We start from the raw sequence: 19,004 nt of genomic DNA, 5'->3' as shown, positions 1-19,004 counted from the left end.
TGTTCTTATTCCGGTTTAAAATCAAACAGTGCCAATTCGCCACGTGTGAGTTCCCGGTATTCGCCTGCTTCCAGTGCCGGATCAAGCGGCAATTGTCCAATCGACAATCGTTTCAAATACGTCACTTCTTTTCCGAGAGCCAGCATCATCCGTTTGACCTGATGAAACTTCCCTTCCGTGATCGTCAGCTCGAGTGTTGATGTTTCATCCGTCGCTTCCAGAATGACCAGCTTACCGGGTTTTGTTTTATACCCGTCTTCAAGTGTGACCCCTTCTGCAACTTCCTCCACGTCCTCTTCTGTCAGCGTACCGATGACTTCTGCATAATACACTTTTTCGACGTGTTTTTTCGGTGACATCAACGCATGATTAAATGATCCGTCATTCGTCAACAGCAATAATCCTTCCGTATCCTTGTCGAGTCGTCCGACCGGAAATGGTTTGAAATATGTTACGTCTTCAAACAACAGATCAATGACGGTTTGATCCCGCTTATCTTCTGTTGCACTGATCACACCCGGTGGTTTGTTCATCATTAAATAAATGAATTTTTGATACGTGACCGGTTCGCCGTATAACAACACTTGTTGATTTTCTGTATCGACGTGCTGTTTCGGGTCGTAAACGATTTCGCCATCGACTTGAATCGCACCCGACTTGAGTAATTGTTTTACTTCTTTTCGGGATCCTGCTCCCATGTTTGAGAGTAATTTATCTAGACGCATTTCCTCGTCCTCGTTTCATTGAAAATTTTCGTCCTAATACAGCTTCCGCTAATCCACTCCAAATGGCAAGACCTGCAAAGACGACGATACCGATTCCTGCTCCGACGATTAAAATGACGAGCGAACCGACCGTCGTAGCGGGTAGTACGACCGATAATCCCCATTTCACCAGTGCGACGCTCGCACCCATGATGGCACTAATGATCATGATCAGTGACGTCCGGCGCAAGACCGTACTGAACGGGAACTGAATCGTTTGCGTAATCCGGAAGAACATCAATCCTGTTGCGACGAGGTATCCAAGAATCGTCGCATATCCGGCACCCGTCCCGTCTCCTGTCCAGTGAATCAATGGAGCATTCAACAGATACTTCGTCAGCAAGCCTGCCAATGTCGCGACAATCGTGAAATACTGGCGGTTGATGCCTTGCAGTACCGCGGCCGTGACGGAATACAGCGCAAGGAAAAGCGCACTTGGTGCATAGCTCAACAAGTAGACCCATGCGGCCTGATCTCTCGGGAACAAGACATGGAACGTCTCTTCACTGAGCAAAATCATTCCGACGACGGCTGGAATCGTCACGAAAAAGGCCAATTGATAGATTTGCGAAATCTGTTTCCGGACTTTCCGCATATCCCCTTGTGTAAAGGATGCCGTCAAAAGTGGTGTCGCAGATAAGGATAATCCTGTCGCGACCGAAACCGGAATCAAGACAATTTTGTGACTATCTGCAATCAGATAGGCTGTTGCATTCCCGGCTGCTTCCAACGTGTAACCAATGCTTTGTAAAGCAGCATTCATCGTGTTTTGATCAATGACCTGATAAAGCGGTGTCGACAAGCCGACCATGACAATCGGAATCGCATACGTCAACAATTCCTTATACAGCCCTGCTAACGGACGATCCGGCGATATCGTCGTTTGACCATCGCGTAAGGCTTTTAAACCAGGTGCGCGTTTTCGGAAATAATAAACGAGCACGACGACACTACCGATTGCCCCGATGAAGGCACTGAACGTCGCAATCGTCGCGGCCCAGGCCGCATCCGTATCAAACAGATAAATCGCGATGCTGACACCGGCCAGTAAAAAGATGATTCGTACGATTTGTTCCAGAATTTGCGAAATCGCCGTAGGTCCCATTGATTGATACCCTTGAAAATAACCGCGCGTCATACTCATCGCCGGAATCAGAATCAAGGCAAAGCTGACGCCACGGATCGTCATCGTGACGGCATCGACATAAGAAGCCGAATCGACGTCTCCTCCGGGTATTGCCCGGTGAGCCAAATAAGGAGCCAGTAAAAATAAGGCCAGAAAGGATACTACACCGGTGATGGACATGATTTTTAATCCGGATCGGTATAACCGTTCGCTTGTGTCGTATTCCCCCATCGCATTATACTTTGCGACAAACTTCGAAACGGCTACCGGGATACCGGCTGTTGCGAGACCAATCATGATGGCATAATAATTATACGCATACGTGTAAAACATGATTCCCGTCGCTCCGACCATGAACTGAAACGGAAATAGATAAATCAGACCAAGGGCACGGGAAATGAGTGATGCACCGGACAACAACATCGTTCCACGAACGAATCCGGTATTACTAGATGAAGTTTCTTGCTTTTTGCTCACAGTCGACATGGATAACCTTCCTCGCACTTTCTATTTTTCTTGACTCGATAAACGTCTCAATATACAAGTTCTCTCTTGCACAATTGCAAATCATTATACCGCTCAGCTTCCATAAAAGAAAGAGACGGTTTGTTTACAGTACAAACTTCTGCTAAAGTGAAACAAGCAGAATCCAACAAATGAGGTGACCACATGTATGATGTAATCGTAATCGGAGGCGGCCCCAGCGGCTTAATGGCAACACTCGCCTCGTTACAAGCAGGCGCTAAGACGCTTTTGCTCGATAAAGGAAGTAAACTCGGACGAAAATTAGCGATTTCAGGTGGCGGTCGGTGTAATGTCACAAACCGCAAACCACTGGAAGAGCTTGTTCAATCGATTCCCGGAAATGGCCGTTTTCTCTACAGCGCCTTTTCACAGTTCAATAACGAATCCATCATTGAACTGTTCGAAGGGTTCGGTGTCGCATTAAAAGAAGAGGACAATGGACGGATGTTCCCGGTTTCCGATAAGGCCGCCGATGTCGTTCGTGTGTTGATTGATCAAATTCGTCAACACGGCGCCGAAATCCAAATCAATGCGGAAGTTGCAACCCTTGACTTTCACCCGGACGGTTCGTTCGCAGCCGTCTTGCTTGCTGACGGAACCCGTCTTGAAGCCAAAAGTTGTGTCGTCGCGGTTGGTGGACAATCGGTTCCACACACTGGTTCAACCGGTGACGGTTATCCTTGGGCACGTAAAGCCGGCCATACGATCACGGACCTCTTTCCGACCGAAGTTCCGATTTTACTGAATGATACGTTTATCCAAGAAAAGACACTACAAGGTCTTTCGTTACGTGACGTCGCCTTAACGGTCCACGGTAAAAAAGACAAACCGATTAAAACGCATACCGGTGACCTCTTGTTCACACATTTTGGTTTAAGTGGTCCGATTGCGTTACGGTGCAGTCAGTACACGATTAAGGAAAGAAAACGGTCAGGCGAACGTGTCGTCCATCTCTCCATTGATTTATTCCCGGACGAATCGATTGGTGCCTTGACGGAACGGTTCCAAGCCGCCCTTGCCGCTAATCCGAAAAAGACAGTCCGTAATGCGTTAAAAGGATTTGTTCCGGAACGATTACTCGATCTGTTATTTGCCCGTATCGGTTTTGGTGATGAAGTGTGCACGCAAATTAAAAAACAAGACTTCACCCAATTGTTAGCAACGCTCAAACGATTCCCGCTTCAAGCAGTGGGAACACTCGACTTTGATAAAGCATTTGTCACCGGTGGCGGCGTTTCGATTAAGGAAATTCAACCTAAAACGATGATGTCGAAAAAAGCAGGCGGTCTCTTTTTCGCCGGCGAAATCCTCGACATTCACGGCTATACAGGTGGTTACAATATCACAGCCGCTTTCGTGACCGGACATTGTGCCGGAACGAATGCTGCCCTGACCGCATTATGACAAAAAGGCTAGTTCCACACGGAGCTAGCCTTTTAGTCGATAGGTGTAAACGAACGACTCGAGAATTTATCCGTTTGGATGAGTGCAAACAACTCATTGTCCTGAACAAATATACCTTCTGCCCCGTACACTTTTGGACTCGCTGATTCCCCTGTGATGGTCACATCATTCGTGTCAATCGAATACAGGAATAACGTTTCCGAATCCAGTGTATAAATCCGCCCTTGCCGCTCGGCAAGACCGATCGGACGGAAGTTTTCCGCGAACGCTTTTTTCGCATCACTGCGCATACCACTGGCCGTGTCGATCCGCTTTCGTGCCACGATCGTCAAATACGGTGGTTTTTGTTTTTTCTTCAAGGCCCGTTTTTCCTTCGCAGTCGCATCTTTATCAATCTTGATTTCATCTTGTTTCGTCGTAAAATACGTCAGTTCACTTCGCGCTAACGAGCGAATGTGATTGATCGTGTAAAATTGTTTTTTCTTGGCGTCATAACCAAGTCCGTGGAAACTGTCGCGGATTGTCGTACCTGCTACCCGTTCTCGTTTGTCTTCTTTCCAGACACCCTCTTCCCGTTTAACTGTCACGAGAATTTGATTGGATGTCAATAAAGCGACGGTCTCACCGTCAACGAGCGTCATCCCGTCAACACCCGACAGCATCAACTTGCCTTCATCTTCGATTTGGAACGAAGCGTTGATCCGTTCTCCGGTCCCGCTGATTTCAAAAAAGTGATAGTCTTCCGTTACGACAAGATAAGAACCAATCGAATCATCGTACAACATCTGTTGGACATTCTTGATCAACGGCTCTTCCGGATTCGGAATCGAGGACGGTGTTTTCGGTGGTACTTGTTTAACAGCTGCTTGGTGTTTCGATTGTGTCTCAATTTTTGCAAACGTCTCTTTGATTTGTGCGACGGTCTCGGGTCTTGAAAAGACGAGGGACACACAAAGGATCAGACCGGAGACGACGGCAAAAATCGTTGTATAGACTATATAAGTTCGTTTCATTTACACAAATCGCCTTTCTGTCTCGGTTTCTGATTCAGTTTAGCAGAAGGCGCCCTAAAAAAAAAGCGGACTTGCGACGGAGATAAACGAAAACCCCTCCATCTGATTAAATCAGATGAGGGGTTTTGCCTTAGTTTGCTACGATATTGATCAGTTTTTTCGGAACGACGATGACTTTTCGAACCGTTTTATCGCCAATCCACTCTTGTGTTTTTTCATCTGCAAACGCAAGGGCTTCAATTTCTTCTTTCGTTGCGTCGATGCTGATGACAAGCTTCGAACGGACCTTGCCGTTGACTTGAATGACGAATTCCATCGTATCACTGACGAGTTTCGTTTCATCGAATGTCGGCCATGCCGCATATGTCAATGTGTCGTCAAAGCCAAGTTGTTCCCATAACTCTTCCCCTAAGTGCGGAGCAACAGGCGTCAATAACTGAATGAATCCGCGAAGGAAATGACGCGGTAAGACCGGTTGTTTGTTTGCTTCGTTGACGAAGACCATCAACTGCGAAATGCCGGTGTTGAACTGAATATTCGTGAAGTCTTCCGTTACCTTCTTGACAGTCTGGTGGTAGACACGTTCAAAGTCGGCATCGACTGTCGTCACGTCCTGAATGTCCGCTGTGCGTTCGAACAAACGCCAGACGCGGTCAAGGAAACGACGGGCTCCGTCAAGACCATTCTCCGACCAGGACACTGAGGCGTCAAGTGGTCCCATGAACATCTCGTACAAGCGAAGCGTATCCGCACCGTGCGACTTGACGATTTCATCCGGGTTGATGACGTTTCCGCGTGATTTCGACATTTTTTCATTGTTTTCTCCGAGAATCATCCCTTGGTTGTATAACTTTTGGAATGGTTCTTTCGTCGGTACGACACCGACATCATACAAGACTTTGTGCCAGAAACGGGCATACAGTAAATGAAGAACAGCATGCTCAGCTCCTCCGATATAAATATCAACCGGGAGCCAGTATTTCAATTTTTCCGGATCTGCAATCGCTTCTTCATTATGCGGATCAATGAAGCGAAGATAATACCAGCAGCTGCCGCCCCATTGTGGCATTGTGTTCGTCTCACGACGTCCTTTAAGTCCCGTGACAGGATCCGTATAATCAAGCCAGTCTTCTGCAAGGGCGAGTGGAGATTCACCTGTTCCGGACGGCTTGATTTCCGGAATCATCGGCAATTCAAGTGGAAGTTCAGATTTATCCAGCGTCTTCATCGTTCCGTCTTCCATGTGGACGACCGGAATCGGCTCACCCCAGTACCGTTGACGACTGAATAACCAGTCACGCAACCGGAATGTGATTTTTTTGCGTCCGACTTGATTTGTTTCAAGTTCTGCAATAATCGTCTCAATCGCTTCTTGTTTTGAAAGCCCGTCGAGCATCTGTGAATTCACGTGCTCGCCTTCTCCTGTATAAGCCGCTTCGTCGACGTTACCGCCTTTTACGACTTCGATAATCGGAAGGTCAAACTGTTTCGCAAATTCATGATCCCGCTCGTCATGTGCCGGTACGGCCATGATCGCGCCTGTCCCGTATGTTGATAACACATAATCGGCAATCCAGATCGGAAGACGTTCGCCGGAAATCGGATTTACGGCAAATGCTCCCGTAAAGACACCTGTTTTTTCTTTGGCAAGATCCGTCCGTTCCAAGTCCGATTTCGTCTGAACAGAAGCGATGTAGGTTTTGACGGCTTCTTCGTGATCAGCTGTCGTGATGTCCGCAACGAATGGATGCTCCGGTGCAAGGACAAGGTAGGTGGCGCCGAACACTGTATCCGGACGTGTCGTAAAGACTGTCACTTGTTTTTTATGACCATCAATCGTAAAGTCAATTTCCGCACCTTCCGATTTTCCGATCCAGTTCCGTTGCATCTCCTTCACCGATTCCGGCCAGTCAAGATCATCTAAATCTTCGAGTAAACGGTCCGCGTATTCCGTAATTTTCAAGACCCACTGCCGCATCGGGACACGGACGACGGGATGATTGCCACGCTCGGACAGTCCGTCAATGACTTCCTCGTTCGCAAGCACGGTTCCAAGCGCCGGGCACCAGTTGACGGCTACTTCGTCGACAAATGCTAATCCTTGTTCATATAACTTCGTGAAAATCCACTGCGTCCATTTGTAATATTTCGGATCCGTCGTATTGATTTCACGATCCCAATCGTAAGAGAACCCTAAGTCTTTTAACTGACGTTTAAACGTTTCGATGTTTTGCGCTGTGAATTCCCGCGGATCATTCCCTGTATCGAGGGCATACTGTTCTGCCGGGAGTCCAAACGCATCCCATCCCATCGGATGAAGGACGTTGTAACCTTGCATCCGTTTCATCCGGGCGAGGATATCGGTTGCCGTGTATCCTTCCGGGTGCCCGACATGCAGTCCTGCTCCCGATGGATAAGGAAACATGTCTAACGCATAAAATCCTTCTTTTTCCGGATCTTCTGTTGTGACGAACGCATTGTCCTGTTCCCAGCGCGCTTGCCATTTTGGTTCGATTTCACGATGATTGTACGGCATCTCTATTCCTCCTCTGAATATACAAAAAACCGGTCTCCGCCCCTAGGAATAGGGACGAAAGACCGGTTTGTCTCCCGCGGTACCACCCACGTTGTCTGCAGAAGCAGACCACTTGATTCACAGATAACGGTGTGAAGGACCGGAGTTCGCTACTTGGTTTCACGAATCATGCTCCCTGACGAGTTCACGGACGATTCCGACTGGTTTACACCGACCACCAGCTCTCTAAAACGGAATGACTCCCTTACTACTTCAGTTCGTCGCAATGGACTATCTATTTGTAAGTGTAAGCTGAACCTTCCCTTACCGTCAACGGTTGCGTAAAATTTCTCCGATTTCGGCGTGAGACGAAACCACATGATCCGCATGTTGCAAAACTTGTGCCGGCATCCGGTCGTCAAGCAAGGCGATGACTTCCATTCCCGCTTTCTTCGCACCAATCATCCCGTTTGCTCCATCTTCGATGACGATACAGGTGTCAGGTGTTTGATCAATCCGCTTTGCCGCGAGCTGAAAAACTGCCGGGTCGGGTTTCGAACGTGGTACTTCAAATCCACTCGTGTACGCATCGACCGTTAATCCATAATGCGTAATGACCCGTTTAATTTTTTCGAGTGAACTTGAGGAAGCGATCGCGATCCGGTATCCTTCTATCCGTGCCAGTTCCATCAGTTCTTTGATTCCGTCTTTTAAGCCACATTCTTCCGGTTTCGCATGTTGTTGGAATAATTCATGTTCGAGTGCCAGTAATGCTTCCGTCGAGTGAGGTAGATCGTGTTGCGCGATCAATTCTTCCCACATCTCGTCTCCTGTTTTTCCCATGAACGTCGCATACTGCGTATGATCGAGTGGGATGGATAACATCTTGAACATGTGTTGATGGACTTTAAAATATTGAATCTCACTGTCGAGGATGACACCATCCATATCAAAAATCAGACCTGTTTTTTTCATTGCTTCCCCTCCTCTTATCAGCCTACCAAAAAACCTGATCATCCGCAGACGATCAGGCTGGTTCATCTAGCTAAAACCGTCTCTTGGTAGCGGTATTCCGGGAAATAGTTCGCTTCTTTATCACTTCCATACCTTTGGCACAATTGTTCATAGACATGTGGGAGAAGAATCGTTTTTCCTTGATGGTATTCAAACATCCGGTATCCTGTGTAGCGGCACTTGCTTTCAAACAGACTGTCCCGTTCCTGATATCCGCCGCCTAAATGCTGTTCGACCATACCTGCCGTCTTGGAATGTAAAATCGCCTCATACTCCAGGCGCTGATTCGGAAACAGCTTGTATTCATCCCGTTGACATCCAATTAAATGTCCGTGTGCATACTCTTGTCCAAGCAGTACGAAATAACTACCGACTGCTTCCCCTCTCCACTCGGCAATCAACAGTAATGATTCACACAGCTGTGTCGGTTGAAACAGTTGTTCAAAGTACTCAGGTGTAAAATAATAATGGGAAGAGGCATCTTTTCGGTCCATCGTTTGGTAATAGAGACGGATGAAGGTCGGCAAATCTTCTTTTGATCCTCGGCGAACCGTCAGCTCTGACGCTAATGACTTCCGAATCATACTCCGGTTTTTTTTGTGGAATGTTTGCATGATTTCCTCGATGGATGGACGAAGATCGATGCTTGTCGTATGGCGGATGAATTCAGTTGTCGTCCAATCCGCTATCCGTTTTTGATTTTCCGTCAACGGATTAAAACGAATCAACTCCGAGACAATTTTGTGACGCATTGCCCATTGCCGAAAAGAACGCTTAGCATCTGCCAGTTCTTCTAACGTCAATTCACCAACAACTTCCGGACCTCCATAACCATAAGGTGTGATCATATCAAAATACTCGGTATCAAAAATTCGCCGCTTTAAGAATGGATAAAACATTTCGCCAGAAGTTCCCTGAAAATAAATCAATCCAGCAGTTTCTTCAGCACGTGCGTTCAAATGAACGTATTCATAGCTATAAAAAATATCAAGCCTCTTATTTTCGACTAGTGTGGTCCAAGTCGACCGGTCTTCAATGAAAATACATTGCCTCATCTTCTCCACCTCCGGCACACGACACGTCTAACACACTTTATTTTTTCTTTAATTTGGTTAATTAATTATTTTTTTCCTTTTAATTGAATACCCATTTTACATGTTTTTTATGCTTCAACAAAAAAAGACAGATGGCGCCATCAAACGACCGTCTCTGTCTTTCTAACTTATTTTATTGCCTTATTCGGAATCGCTCGAATGAACGTAAATCCTGCCATCAGAATAAGTCCAATCAGCGTAAGAAATACAGCGTTCATACCGGATAAATCATAAATCAGACCCCCGACGGTCGGACTGATCATCCGTCCTGCCGAAGCGGCGATATTGACGTATCCCTGAAACTCACCTTCTTTACCAATCGGAGCCAGGCGCGCTGCCATCGCAGGAACTGCCGGCCAAATGAACATCTCACCAATCGTCAAGATGATCATGGCGACTAAAAACATCTTAAATCCACCAGCAAATGGGACGATGGCATAGGACAAAAGAAAAATACCGGTCCCCGTTAACAATTGACGTTTCAAATCGTCACCAAACCAACGTAAGACCGGCGTCAATAATGGTTGTGCAAACACAATCAACGCACCGTTGATTGTCCATAAAATCGAGTACTCAGAAATCGTTACTCCGAGCGATTTTGTATGCACGGCAAACGTTCCCTGCCATTGAACATACACAAACCACAACAGTGCGTAGCCGATCGAGACATACAACATCGTCCGGACCGAGCTCCGCGAAAGCGGTTCCCGCACTTCCTCACCTGCAGCCATCGATTGACGTTTGATCGGGTGCACCTGAATCCAGTTCAACCCTACTAACAGTACAATCGCAAACAACAAATAAAGTATCAGATTGGCAATGAAGATGAACTGGATATCGATTGCCGCGATTTGCCCACTGATAGCGGTCCCTAATGCAACACCGACATTTTGGGCAACATATATCGCGTTAAATGCCCGTCTCCCGCCTTCCGGCCAAATGACGCCGGTCAAGGCATAGATGGTCGGAAACACCATTCCACCGACAAACCCGATCAATCCTAACATCAGAACATACCCGGTGAAGGTCTGATGGAACAACCAGAGACCAATCGAGGCAAGGACCAGCCCAATGACACTGATGACAAGTGTCCGTTTGCCGCCTAACCGATCAAATGCTTTTCCACCGATGTAGTTACCGATGATGGCAAGAGCCGAGTTGACGAATAAAGCCATTCCGGCCTTTGTCATCGACTCTCCCAGATATTCATGAATGTATAATGTATTAAACGGCCATAAAAAAGAGGATCCTGTCGTATTGATCGCCATCGCCAATACCAGAATCCAGACCGCGCGAGGTAATTTCGGCATGGTAAGTATCCTCCAATATAGTTTCCAACCTTGCCACTTTACGAAATTATTCTGCCCTCTGTCAAGGAACTTCAATTTAAACGAACAATCGGAAAAATGATACAATTGACTAAAGGGTCGATTTTACGGGTACTTAGAAAAAAATAGAGCATATCAATCAGAAAGAGGAGTTTTTGCCATGTCACTTGCACGTGTATTACCTTACGCAAAAGAATTGTTGGAATCCGTCATCCATGAAGGGGATTGCGTCGTCGATATGACTGCAGGGAACGGTTATGATACGCATTTTCTTGCAGAGCAGGTCGGACCGAGCGGACGGGTCATCGCTTTTGATGTCCAGGAGCAAGCAATTGAGGAAACGACCCGCCGACTGCAGGCGGCTCACGTCTTTGACTGGGTCGATTTGTATCACGAAAGTCATATTCACGTCGGAGCTCGGTTGTTTGCTGAACAACGTCCGATTCGTGCCGGAGTGTTTAATCTTGGTTACTTACCGGGAAGCGATAAATCGGTCACGACGACCGGAGAAGAGACGCTTGAGGCACTCCGGGCCCTTCTTCCGGTCCTTGTTCCCGGCGGTCTGATTGTCCTTGTGATTTACCATGGTCACTTGGAAGGACGCCGCGAACGCGATGCGGTGTTGGAACACGTTTCATCACTTCCTCAACAGGATTATGCCGTCCTGCAGTACCGTTTCTTGAATCAGCAAAATAACCCGCCGTTCATCGTGGCAATTGAAAAAAAATTAAAAAAACAAGTTATTGACCAATAAAAAGAGGAAGCCGGATTCTGACATCCGGCTTCCTCTTTAATTTAGCGTTGTTAATCTTCCACAATTTTTAGGAACAACAATAACTTTTCAGCAAATCGTGTATTCAAACGTTCAAAACTGAAGTGGGGAAATCCATGCAGGCGTTGCAGATAAATCTGGTCTCCGCCCATCTTTCGACACACTTCAAGCGTCAATTTGACGTCAGCGAATTGATCGTCCGGTGCATAAAAACAAGCGAGTTGGACTCGCGGTAATTTCTTTCTTTCTTCATCATGGATGACGATTTCTTCTTCAATCTCGCGATACTGCGCATATGTCAACTCACCGAGACGAGCAGCATCCTCATTGTTTTGTCCGAACGGTAACGTTCCAAGCGGAGCATCGGGACGGAACCGGTCGAAGGCGCTCGCAAAGACTTGCTTGACGCCCCCCAATTGTTTAGAGTTATGCCAATCAAACAACGGCGAGATGAACGTCAGGCTCGCCACCGGTAATTCATATTCTTGCAGCAGTCGATTGACGACAAGTGCTCCCATGCTGCAGGCAATGATATGAATCGGGAGCTTCCGCTTCCCGGCTTCGCGTAATGCTTCTTTTAACAACTGTTGGTGTTCTTCAAACGACACACGGCGGGGTGCATCGACCAGAAGGATTTCATATTCGCGCTCTAAAACGCGAATCAGTGCTTCACTTGGTCTGGCACGTAATTGGAGTGGGTACACAAGGACGATCACTCCGGTTGGTTGTTCTACCACACGCTCACCTCTTCATCAGATATCCATCTAGTATGAAACAAATCCGACTTCAGCAAAACCGCCTCAAGTCGGATTTCTTTTCCCTTATTCGTATATACGTTGCAATCGCGTCACAGGTTCCACCTGACCGAAGACTTCTTCTGTCGTCTCGCTGATTTCCTTGAATCCGTATGCAGTCAAAAAGTGACGGGCTTTATAGTTCCGGGATTCGACATAGACTTCAATTGGAGATGCCCCTTGCAATTCCAGTTCGCGGATCAGCCGGCGTCCGATTCCGTTTTGTTGGTATTTCGGCAAGACATACAAACGGACGATTTCCCACGTTCCATCCACATCGATGGCGTGAATGAAACCGACAATTTCCCCGTCAATCAGTCCGACGTTGAAGTATTCCCCACGTGCTTCTTCCGCTGTTCGAATTGCCCGAACCACTTCTTCCTGCGGATACGCTTCCTGAACGAAATGGGCTTTCGAACGCTCCGAATAGATTTCCTCATATGTGTCCATCCAAGACGTGAGCGCAATATCATGAATGCGTGCTGCATCAGCCGGAACTGCTTCGCGTATCTCCATACCGAAATCCCCCTTTTCCTTTTACAGATTACAGACTCATGTTCTTTTACCCTTTTCTAGAAATTTCAGTCGTATCCCTGCAAAGTTCGGGAGAAACAAAAAAAGTTCAGAAACACCCTTTAACAGGATGTTTCTGAACAATGGATTATACGAAACGTTTTGCCTGCTCTTCAAGAGTAGCAGCTTTATCTGTCTGCTCCCATGGCAATTCGATGTCTGTACGACCGAAGTGGCCATAAGCTGCTGTCTGACGATAAATCGGACGGCGGAGATCAAGCATCTTGATGATCCCTGCAGGACGGAGATCAAAGTTTTCTGCGATCAATTCGACGAGTTGCGCTTCAGGAAGTTTTCCTGTTCCGAACGTATCGACTGCGATTGAGACCGGATGTGCTACTCCGATTGCGTAAGCAAGTTGAACTTCTGCTTTGTCTGCAAGACCAGAGGCAACCAAGTTTTTCGCGACATAACGTGCTGCATAAGCAGCTGAACGGTCGACTTTCGTTGGATCTTTACCAGAGAAAGCTCCACCGCCGTGGCGTGCGTAACCGCCATACGTATCAACGATGATTTTACGACCTGTTAATCCTGCATCGCCTTGTGGTCCACCGATGACGAAACGGCCAGTTGGGTTGATGAAGAATTTCGTGTCTGCATCGATGTACTCCGTCGGAATGACCGGAGCGATGACATGTTCTTTCAGATCCGCTTGGATTTGCTCAAGCGTCACTTCTTCTGCATGTTGCGTTGAGATGACGATTGTATCGACGCGAACAGGTTCATTGTTCTCGTTGTATTCAACCGTGACTTGCGTTTTACCATCCGGACGGAGGTAATCGAGTTGTCCTGTCTTGCGGACTTCTGCAAGACGACGAGCAAGTTTGTGTGAAAGTGAAATCGGAAGTGGCATGAGTTCAGGTGTTTCTTTCGTTGCGTAACCGAACATCAGACCTTGGTCTCCTGCTCCAATCGCATCGATTTCTTCATCTGACATGTTTCCTTCGCGTGCTTCAAGCGCCTGGTCGACACCGAGAGCGATGTCTGCTGACTGCTCGTCGATTGATGTCAATACAGCACAAGTGTCTGCATCGAAACCGTATTTAGCGCGTGTGTAGCCGATTTCACGAATGGTTTCACGAACGACTTTCGGGATATCCACGTAAGTTGATGTCGTGATTTCTCCTGCTACTAATACGAGTCCTGTCGTGACAGAAGTTTCTGCCGCAACACGTGCGTTTGGATCGGCTGCAAGAATTGCATCCAAAATTGAATCCGAAATCTGGTCACAGATTTTATCCGGGTGACCTTCAGTTACTGATTCCGACGTAAATAGTCGGCGATTAAGGTTTGTCATGTTTGACCCTCCCAAAAAAGAATTTGACGGTGTACTCATTTCCCCTAGTTGAGTGGGACGGTAAAATGAAAAAAACCTTTCCATGTCCAAAAATGGTCAGGGAAAGGTTGTGCGTTCTTCCTTTACCCTCTTATCGTTCGAAGTGTTTACTTCGCTTCAGGAGAGCACCTTTTCCTACATTAATGATGAAATTAATATAAGACGGTTGCCGGGTTTCTTCGGGCCTTGTTCCCTCCACCTGCTCAGAATAAGAGTATCCGTTACGAATTACATGATATAAACTTGTGTCCACTCTGTCAAGCAACGTTTTAATTTCTAGTCGAAAAAAATCAGAAGAGATGTTAAACTGTTAATGCTGAAAGCGTTTCCAGATAAATAGAAATCAGCGCATGAAAATGATTGCCCTATCATTAGTATGTCATATATAATAAATGTGTCATACTAATAGTAGAGCCAAAACCAACGTAGGGGAAAGGTGGGGTCAGGATGCCGATGACGGTCCTGAATATCGAAGAACTACTCAAGAAGGAGCATGTGTTCAAACAACTGTCCGTTGCTGAACTAGTCGAACATGCGATTCGTAACAAAGAAGGAGTTCTTGCAGAAAATGGTGCTTTGTCTGTAGAAACGGGGAAATTTACAGGTCGTTCACCGAAAGACAAGTTCATCGTCCGTGATCAATCGTGTGAGATGCATATCGATTGGGGTCATGTCAATCAACCGATGGAATCGGACAAATTCGAGCAACTGTTACAAAAAGTTCTTCGTTATATGAACGAAGCAGATCAACTCTACTACACAGAAGCTGCTGCTGGTGCCGATACGCATTTCACCCTTCCAGTGCGCGTCGTAACCGAATATGCTTGGCATAATCTGTTTGCGAAACAGCTATTCTTACGCGAATATCCTACGGTTGCGGCCTTTGAACCATTTACGGTCGTTTACGCACCACACTTTAAGGCGGATCCTGCGGTTGACGGGACAAACTCTGAGACATTCATCGCGATGTCATTTGAACACCGTATCGTCTTGATTGGTGGAACCGAGTACGCCGGAGAAATCAAAAAATCAATTTTCTCTGTCATGAACTATCTCTTGCCACAACAAGAAGTGTTGTCGATGCACTGTTCAGCTAACGTTGGACATGAAGGTGATGTCGCGTTGTTCTTCGGGCTATCCGGGACTGGTAAGACCACCCTGTCTGCAGATGACAGCCGTCAATTGATCGGCGACGATGAACACGGCTGGTCACATGACGGCGTCTTCAATATCGAAGGCGGATGTTATGCGAAGACCGTCAACCTGTCACGTGAAAAAGAACCACAAATCTTTGATGCGATCCGTTTTGGTACCGTTCTTGAAAATGTTGTCCTCGACGACACCCGGATTCCGGATTATGATGATACGTCAAAAACGGAAAACACACGCGCGGCTTATCCGATTACTGCCATCGACAACATCGCTATCCCGTCTCGTGCCGGTCATCCGAAAACAATTGTTTTCCTGACAGCGGATGCTTACGGTGTGTTGCCTCCGATCAGTAAACTGACAAAAGAACAAGCGATGTATCACTTCTTATCAGGTTATACATCAAAACTTGCCGGAACGGAGCGCGGCGTCACAGAACCGGAAGCAACGTTCTCGACGTGTTTCGGTTCACCGTTCCTACCGTTGATTCCAGAAAAATATGCGACGATGCTCGGAGAACTGATTGATCGCCACGGCGTCACAGTCTATCTCGTCAATACAGGTTGGACCGGTGGAGCTTACGGTACCGGCAGCCGGATGAAACTCGCGTATACACGGACGATGGTCAATGCGGCCGTCAACGGTCTGCTCACAGATATCCCGACAGAAGAACATCCGATTTTCGGTCTGCATATGCCGATTGAAGTCCCTGGTGTTCCGACCGATTTACTCAATCCGGTCAAGGTCTGGGCGGATCCATCCGTTTACGAACAACAAGCGACTGCACTCGCTCAAAAGTTCACGCAGAACTTCGCACGTTTCGAAAGTGCGACCGATGCCATCAAAGCAGCTGGTCCTCGCGTTTAAAAATATCAATAACACTAAAAAGGTTGAGCTCCTTAACGGATGCTCAACCTTTTGTGTTAGACGATTGAATCTGTCTTGTCCTGTAAATGAAGTTCCTTTTGAGAGAGCCAAACTTGGCTTTCCTTCAGTAACTCGTAGGCGCGGCGCTTCGCAATCCCGAATCGGTTACTCAGCATCTCGAATCGTTCAAATTCTCCTCGGTCTGCGCTGATTGCGAGCAACAGGCAATCTCGAAACGGATGATCCTCGCCTTGCAAAACGTTTTTCAATGCCGGTTCAATCGGAAGCTGATCAATGATTTCATCAATATCTACGGAAAGTAACGCATCGATATGCGACAGCAATCCAATCATATAGGCGCTTTCTGCTTTCAGTGTCTTCGTTTCCCTAGCAAACAACTCGCATAGTTTCGCACAATGCAACGACGAACGTAATAATTCATCTGACCATTTGTATGGACTTGCGAGTTTCATTTCACGCAAGACGATTAACGAAATCCAGCTTTTCAGTTGCGAAAAGCCTAATAAGGAAATCGCCTGACGGACAGAACTGACTGTGTTTCGAAGACCGATTCCCGGAGAATTGATCAATTGCAGTACTTGCACGCTGATGTAGGGATTTCTTTCGATTTCATCGACGACGTCGTCATAATGATCGTCTGTATCCAACCATTTCAACATCTTCAACAGCACAGGTACTTGCGGAGGAACCGCCTTTCCTTTCATCAACATCGGTTTGGCATAAAAGTATCCCTGAAACCAGTCATATCCCATCTCAAGGCTTCTCGTATGGTCTTCATGTGTTTCGACCCGTTCTGCCAAAAAGCGCATATGCGGATAATTCCGCTTCAAGATATGTAAGATTGCACTTTGTTCGCGTGGATTGATGGCTTCGATATCAATTTTAATTAAATCAATCAAATCAAACAGTTCAGCGCCATGATGACGCAACAAATCCGTCACGAAATCATCCAGTGCCAATACGAAGCCCGCTTCTTTCCACTTCTGAAGCGTCAGGAGCATGTCAGCATCAATCTGTACCGTCTCTAATACTTCAATCACGAATTGGGTCGGATCCAAATGATCAATCAGTTCAGACTGTAACAAATCACCCGTGAAATTAATGAATAATCGTTTTCCTTCTGCTACACGATCTACTCCCAGATGAATCAGTGTATTCGTCAATACATCCATCGTCGCTAAGTCACCATCAAAGACTTCAGGTGCTTCAACGGAACGATAGAGGAGTTCAAAAGCGTCAATCGAACCAAACCGGTCTACAATCGGTTGTCGCGCAAGTAAGATTTCCATCTCATATATCCCTTCTAAATCCGTTAATCTGGCTTATTTTATATGTTCTAGTATATCAAATATCGTTTTCCCTTAAAAAATCTCTTTTTTAAAACATATCAATGTTCCCATCATTTGGAGAAAAAACATCTCAATGCGAGGCATTGAGATGTTTTCACACATGTTTTTCACTTGGATAACATCCAATCAATGACTTGTTTCGTCACGAGCATTTTTTGATGGATTGGAAATTGATGCGCATACTGATACACCAACAAGCGGGTCTTTTCCGGATAGCGGGCTGCATAGTTCGTCGCATGACGCAATCGAACGTTTTGATCATACAATCCATGAATCAACAACACGTCTCCTTGAGGTGGAAAATAAAGCGGCGACCGGATGCGGTATTCCTCTAGCCGTTGTTCCGGTACTCCACCCGTGAACCGTCTGAGCATTTTTTGCATCGTCCGTTGTTCTTCATACGTCCAAATCAGATTCGTTACGCCGGCCCACGACACCGTCCGGGCAACTTCACGATGATGCGCCAGTAAAAGCGCCATCTGACCTCCGCGGGAAAAGCCAAAGACCGACGTCCGCTCGACATATTGATCAAGCCAATCAAACGCACTGATGGCGTCCAGGATGTCTTGATGTCCAAAATCTTCTTTACCGGTTCCACCTAAGTTACCGCGGTAAAAAGGAGCCATGACCAAATAACCGGCTTGCGCGAACTGCATTAAGCGGGTCGGCCGAACCATACCGATATTACGTGTCCCACCACGTAAATATAAGAGACCTTGTCCGTTCGCACGAACCGGTAAGATGATGTACGCCCCGACCTGTTCTCCGTCGGACGTTTCATAAAAGACCCGAAAGGTACGGAATGGTCCCTGGCGAGGGAGCTCAAACCAGTCGGCGTTCGGCGAGTACACGAAGAGTCTCCGGAAGGACACGGTCCTTCATCATGAAGCTGTATTGGCGGTTCGTATCTAAACGTTTCGGGATATCGTCTAGTAAATAGGCACCATCCGTCTCATCGACAGCAAGATGCGGGACCAAGGATTTGATTTCGGCGAAGTAGATATTCTTGATGATCGTATCCCCCCGCCCCTCGACCCGGTACTGTCCGATGTACTGGAGGCGTTCAATGCGCCCTCCTGTCTCTTCCATGACTTCCCGGTATGCCGCTTCCTCTGCCGTTTCCCCTGGCTCGACCTTTCCTCCCGGAAACTCGTATCCCCGTTGCTTATGATGCGTCAGTAACCATTTCCCTTCGTACACGGCTATGACCCAGACATGAAGCGGATGGACTGAAAACGGATGGTCCTCAAAACTCAGTTCAACCCGATTTTGATAATAATCTAAAAACGTAATCACGTGCGTGCACCTCATTTCTTCTTCTCTCTTCACTTTACCTGTTTCGAAAGCATTCTAAAAGTGA

Annotated in this window: 16 protein-coding genes, 1 riboswitch and 1 other annotated feature; of the genes, 3 read left to right on the top strand and 13 right to left on the bottom strand. The window is 46.9% G+C overall.

Going from position 1 to position 19,004, the window contains the following annotated elements; genetic code table 11:
• Window positions 1-5: 5 nt before the first annotated feature.
• Both P402_RS0104935 and P402_RS16250 read right to left on the bottom strand, forming a co-directional pair.
• On the bottom strand, window positions 6-725 hold the full coding sequence (locus P402_RS0104935; protein ID WP_026829610.1) for a pseudouridine synthase: 720 nt from the start codon (window positions 723-725) through the stop codon (window positions 6-8).
• A complete protein-coding gene (locus P402_RS16250) occupies window positions 712-2,376 on the bottom strand; it encodes a putative polysaccharide biosynthesis protein (protein ID WP_034769734.1) in 1,665 nt (554 codons plus the stop codon). Before P402_RS16250 ends, P402_RS0104935 begins: the two co-directional genes overlap by 14 nt.
• 183 nt (window positions 2,377-2,559) lie before the next feature.
• Here P402_RS16250 and P402_RS0104925 point away from each other — a divergent pair, with 183 nt between their 5' ends.
• Entirely contained in the window at window positions 2,560-3,819 is a 1,260-nt protein-coding gene (locus P402_RS0104925; protein WP_026827686.1) for an NAD(P)/FAD-dependent oxidoreductase, read from the top strand.
• Window positions 3,820-3,851: 32 nt separating this feature from the next.
• On the opposite strand, the gene P402_RS0104920 is transcribed toward P402_RS0104925, so the two are convergent.
• From P402_RS0104920 to P402_RS0104900, 5 genes are all read right to left on the bottom strand, one after another.
• On the bottom strand, window positions 3,852-4,832 hold the full coding sequence (locus P402_RS0104920; protein WP_026827685.1) for a hypothetical protein: 981 nt from the start codon (window positions 4,830-4,832) through the stop codon (window positions 3,852-3,854).
• Window positions 4,833-4,962: 130 nt separating this feature from the next.
• Window positions 4,963-7,368, bottom strand: coding sequence for a leucine--tRNA ligase (leuS, locus tag P402_RS0104915; RefSeq protein WP_026827684.1), 2,406 nt, complete (start codon window positions 7,366-7,368; stop codon window positions 4,963-4,965).
• Window positions 7,369-7,415: 47 nt separating this feature from the next.
• Window positions 7,416-7,638, bottom strand: a binding site (T-box leader).
• A 39-nt stretch (window positions 7,639-7,677) separates the two neighbouring features.
• Window positions 7,678-8,322, bottom strand: coding sequence for an HAD family hydrolase (locus tag P402_RS0104910; protein ID WP_026827683.1), 645 nt, complete (start codon window positions 8,320-8,322; stop codon window positions 7,678-7,680).
• 62 nt (window positions 8,323-8,384) lie between these two features.
• On the bottom strand, window positions 8,385-9,416 hold the full coding sequence (locus P402_RS0104905; protein ID WP_026827682.1) for a peptidoglycan bridge formation glycyltransferase FemA/FemB family protein: 1,032 nt from the start codon (window positions 9,414-9,416) through the stop codon (window positions 8,385-8,387).
• Between the two features lie 167 nt (window positions 9,417-9,583).
• The gene (locus P402_RS0104900; RefSeq protein WP_026827681.1) at window positions 9,584-10,765 is read right to left on the bottom strand and encodes an MDR family MFS transporter; all 1,182 of its coding nucleotides are present in this window, start codon (window positions 10,763-10,765) and stop codon (window positions 9,584-9,586) included.
• A gap of 178 nt (window positions 10,766-10,943) precedes the next feature.
• Between P402_RS0104900 and P402_RS0104895 the strand changes: the two genes are divergently transcribed.
• A complete protein-coding gene (locus P402_RS0104895; protein WP_026827680.1) occupies window positions 10,944-11,537 on the top strand; it encodes a class I SAM-dependent methyltransferase in 594 nt (197 codons plus the stop codon).
• A 50-nt stretch (window positions 11,538-11,587) separates the two neighbouring features.
• Here P402_RS0104895 and P402_RS0104890 read toward each other — a convergent pair whose 3' ends face one another.
• The 3 genes from P402_RS0104890 to metK form a co-directional block, all read right to left on the bottom strand.
• Window positions 11,588-12,292, bottom strand: a complete 705-nt coding sequence (locus tag P402_RS0104890) for a serine aminopeptidase domain-containing protein (protein ID WP_026827679.1) — start codon at window positions 12,290-12,292, stop codon at window positions 11,588-11,590.
• An 84-nt stretch (window positions 12,293-12,376) separates the two neighbouring features.
• On the bottom strand, window positions 12,377-12,865 hold the full coding sequence (locus P402_RS0104885; protein WP_026827678.1) for a GNAT family N-acetyltransferase: 489 nt from the start codon (window positions 12,863-12,865) through the stop codon (window positions 12,377-12,379).
• A 145-nt stretch (window positions 12,866-13,010) separates the two neighbouring features.
• Window positions 13,011-14,219, bottom strand: a complete 1,209-nt coding sequence (metK, locus tag P402_RS0104880; RefSeq protein WP_026827677.1) for a methionine adenosyltransferase — start codon at window positions 14,217-14,219, stop codon at window positions 13,011-13,013.
• 127 nt (window positions 14,220-14,346) lie between these two features.
• Window positions 14,347-14,473, bottom strand: a riboswitch (SAM riboswitch).
• A 232-nt stretch (window positions 14,474-14,705) separates the two neighbouring features.
• Here metK and pckA point away from each other — a divergent pair.
• Window positions 14,706-16,274: a phosphoenolpyruvate carboxykinase (ATP) gene (pckA, locus tag P402_RS0104875; protein WP_026827676.1), complete on the top strand. Its 1,569-nt coding sequence runs from the start codon at window positions 14,706-14,708 to the stop codon at window positions 16,272-16,274.
• Window positions 16,275-16,330: 56 nt separating this feature from the next.
• Here pckA and P402_RS0104870 read toward each other — a convergent pair whose 3' ends face one another.
• The 3 genes from P402_RS0104870 to ytkD form a co-directional block, all read right to left on the bottom strand.
• Window positions 16,331-17,584 carry an EAL and HDOD domain-containing protein gene (locus P402_RS0104870; protein ID WP_026827675.1) on the bottom strand — a complete coding sequence of 418 codons (1,254 nt, stop codon included), beginning with the start codon at window positions 17,582-17,584 and terminating at the stop codon, window positions 16,331-16,333.
• Window positions 17,585-17,751: 167 nt separating this feature from the next.
• Window positions 17,752-18,495, bottom strand: a complete 744-nt coding sequence (locus P402_RS16245; protein ID WP_051525121.1) for an alpha/beta hydrolase family protein — start codon at window positions 18,493-18,495, stop codon at window positions 17,752-17,754.
• Window positions 18,467-18,940, bottom strand: a complete 474-nt coding sequence (gene ytkD, locus P402_RS0104860) for an RNA deprotection pyrophosphohydrolase (protein ID WP_026827674.1) — start codon at window positions 18,938-18,940, stop codon at window positions 18,467-18,469. The genes P402_RS16245 and ytkD overlap by 29 nt, the downstream gene beginning before the upstream one ends.
• Window positions 18,941-19,004: the final 64 nt, after the last annotated feature.

The sequence above is a fragment of the Exiguobacterium sibiricum 7-3 genome, assembly GCF_000620865.1.
GTDB classification, from domain to species: domain Bacteria; phylum Bacillota; class Bacilli; order Exiguobacteriales; family Exiguobacteriaceae; genus Exiguobacterium_A; species Exiguobacterium_A sibiricum_A.
The sequence above is the reverse complement of the archived record's forward strand: the minus strand, read 5'-3'. Positions and strand labels throughout refer to the sequence as shown.

Bases quoted from the DNA above. Each gene is read 5' to 3' on its own strand.
- P402_RS0104935 (WP_026829610.1), bottom strand. From the start codon at position 725: ATGCGTCTAGATAAATTACTCTCAAACATGGGAGCAGGATCCCGAAAA.
- P402_RS16250 (WP_034769734.1), bottom strand. From the start codon at position 2,376: ATGTCGACTGTGAGCAAAAAGCAAGAAACTTCATCTAGTAATACCGGA.
- P402_RS0104925 (WP_026827686.1), top strand. From the start codon at position 2,560: ATGTATGATGTAATCGTAATCGGAGGCGGCCCCAGCGGCTTAATGGCA.
- P402_RS0104920 (WP_026827685.1), bottom strand. From the start codon at position 4,832: ATGAAACGAACTTATATAGTCTATACAACGATTTTTGCCGTCGTCTCC.
- leuS (WP_026827684.1), bottom strand. From the start codon at position 7,368: ATGCCGTACAATCATCGTGAAATCGAACCAAAATGGCAAGCGCGCTGG.
- P402_RS0104910 (WP_026827683.1), bottom strand. From the start codon at position 8,322: ATGAAAAAAACAGGTCTGATTTTTGATATGGATGGTGTCATCCTCGAC.
- P402_RS0104905 (WP_026827682.1), bottom strand. From the start codon at position 9,416: ATGAGGCAATGTATTTTCATTGAAGACCGGTCGACTTGGACCACACTA.
- P402_RS0104900 (WP_026827681.1), bottom strand. From the start codon at position 10,765: ATGCCGAAATTACCTCGCGCGGTCTGGATTCTGGTATTGGCGATGGCG.
- P402_RS0104895 (WP_026827680.1), top strand. From the start codon at position 10,944: ATGTCACTTGCACGTGTATTACCTTACGCAAAAGAATTGTTGGAATCC.
- P402_RS0104885 (WP_026827678.1), bottom strand. From the start codon at position 12,865: ATGGAGATACGCGAAGCAGTTCCGGCTGATGCAGCACGCATTCATGAT.
- metK (WP_026827677.1), bottom strand. From the start codon at position 14,219: ATGACAAACCTTAATCGCCGACTATTTACGTCGGAATCAGTAACTGAA.
- pckA (WP_026827676.1), top strand. From the start codon at position 14,706: ATGCCGATGACGGTCCTGAATATCGAAGAACTACTCAAGAAGGAGCAT.
- P402_RS0104870 (WP_026827675.1), bottom strand. From the start codon at position 17,584: ATGGAAATCTTACTTGCGCGACAACCGATTGTAGACCGGTTTGGTTCG.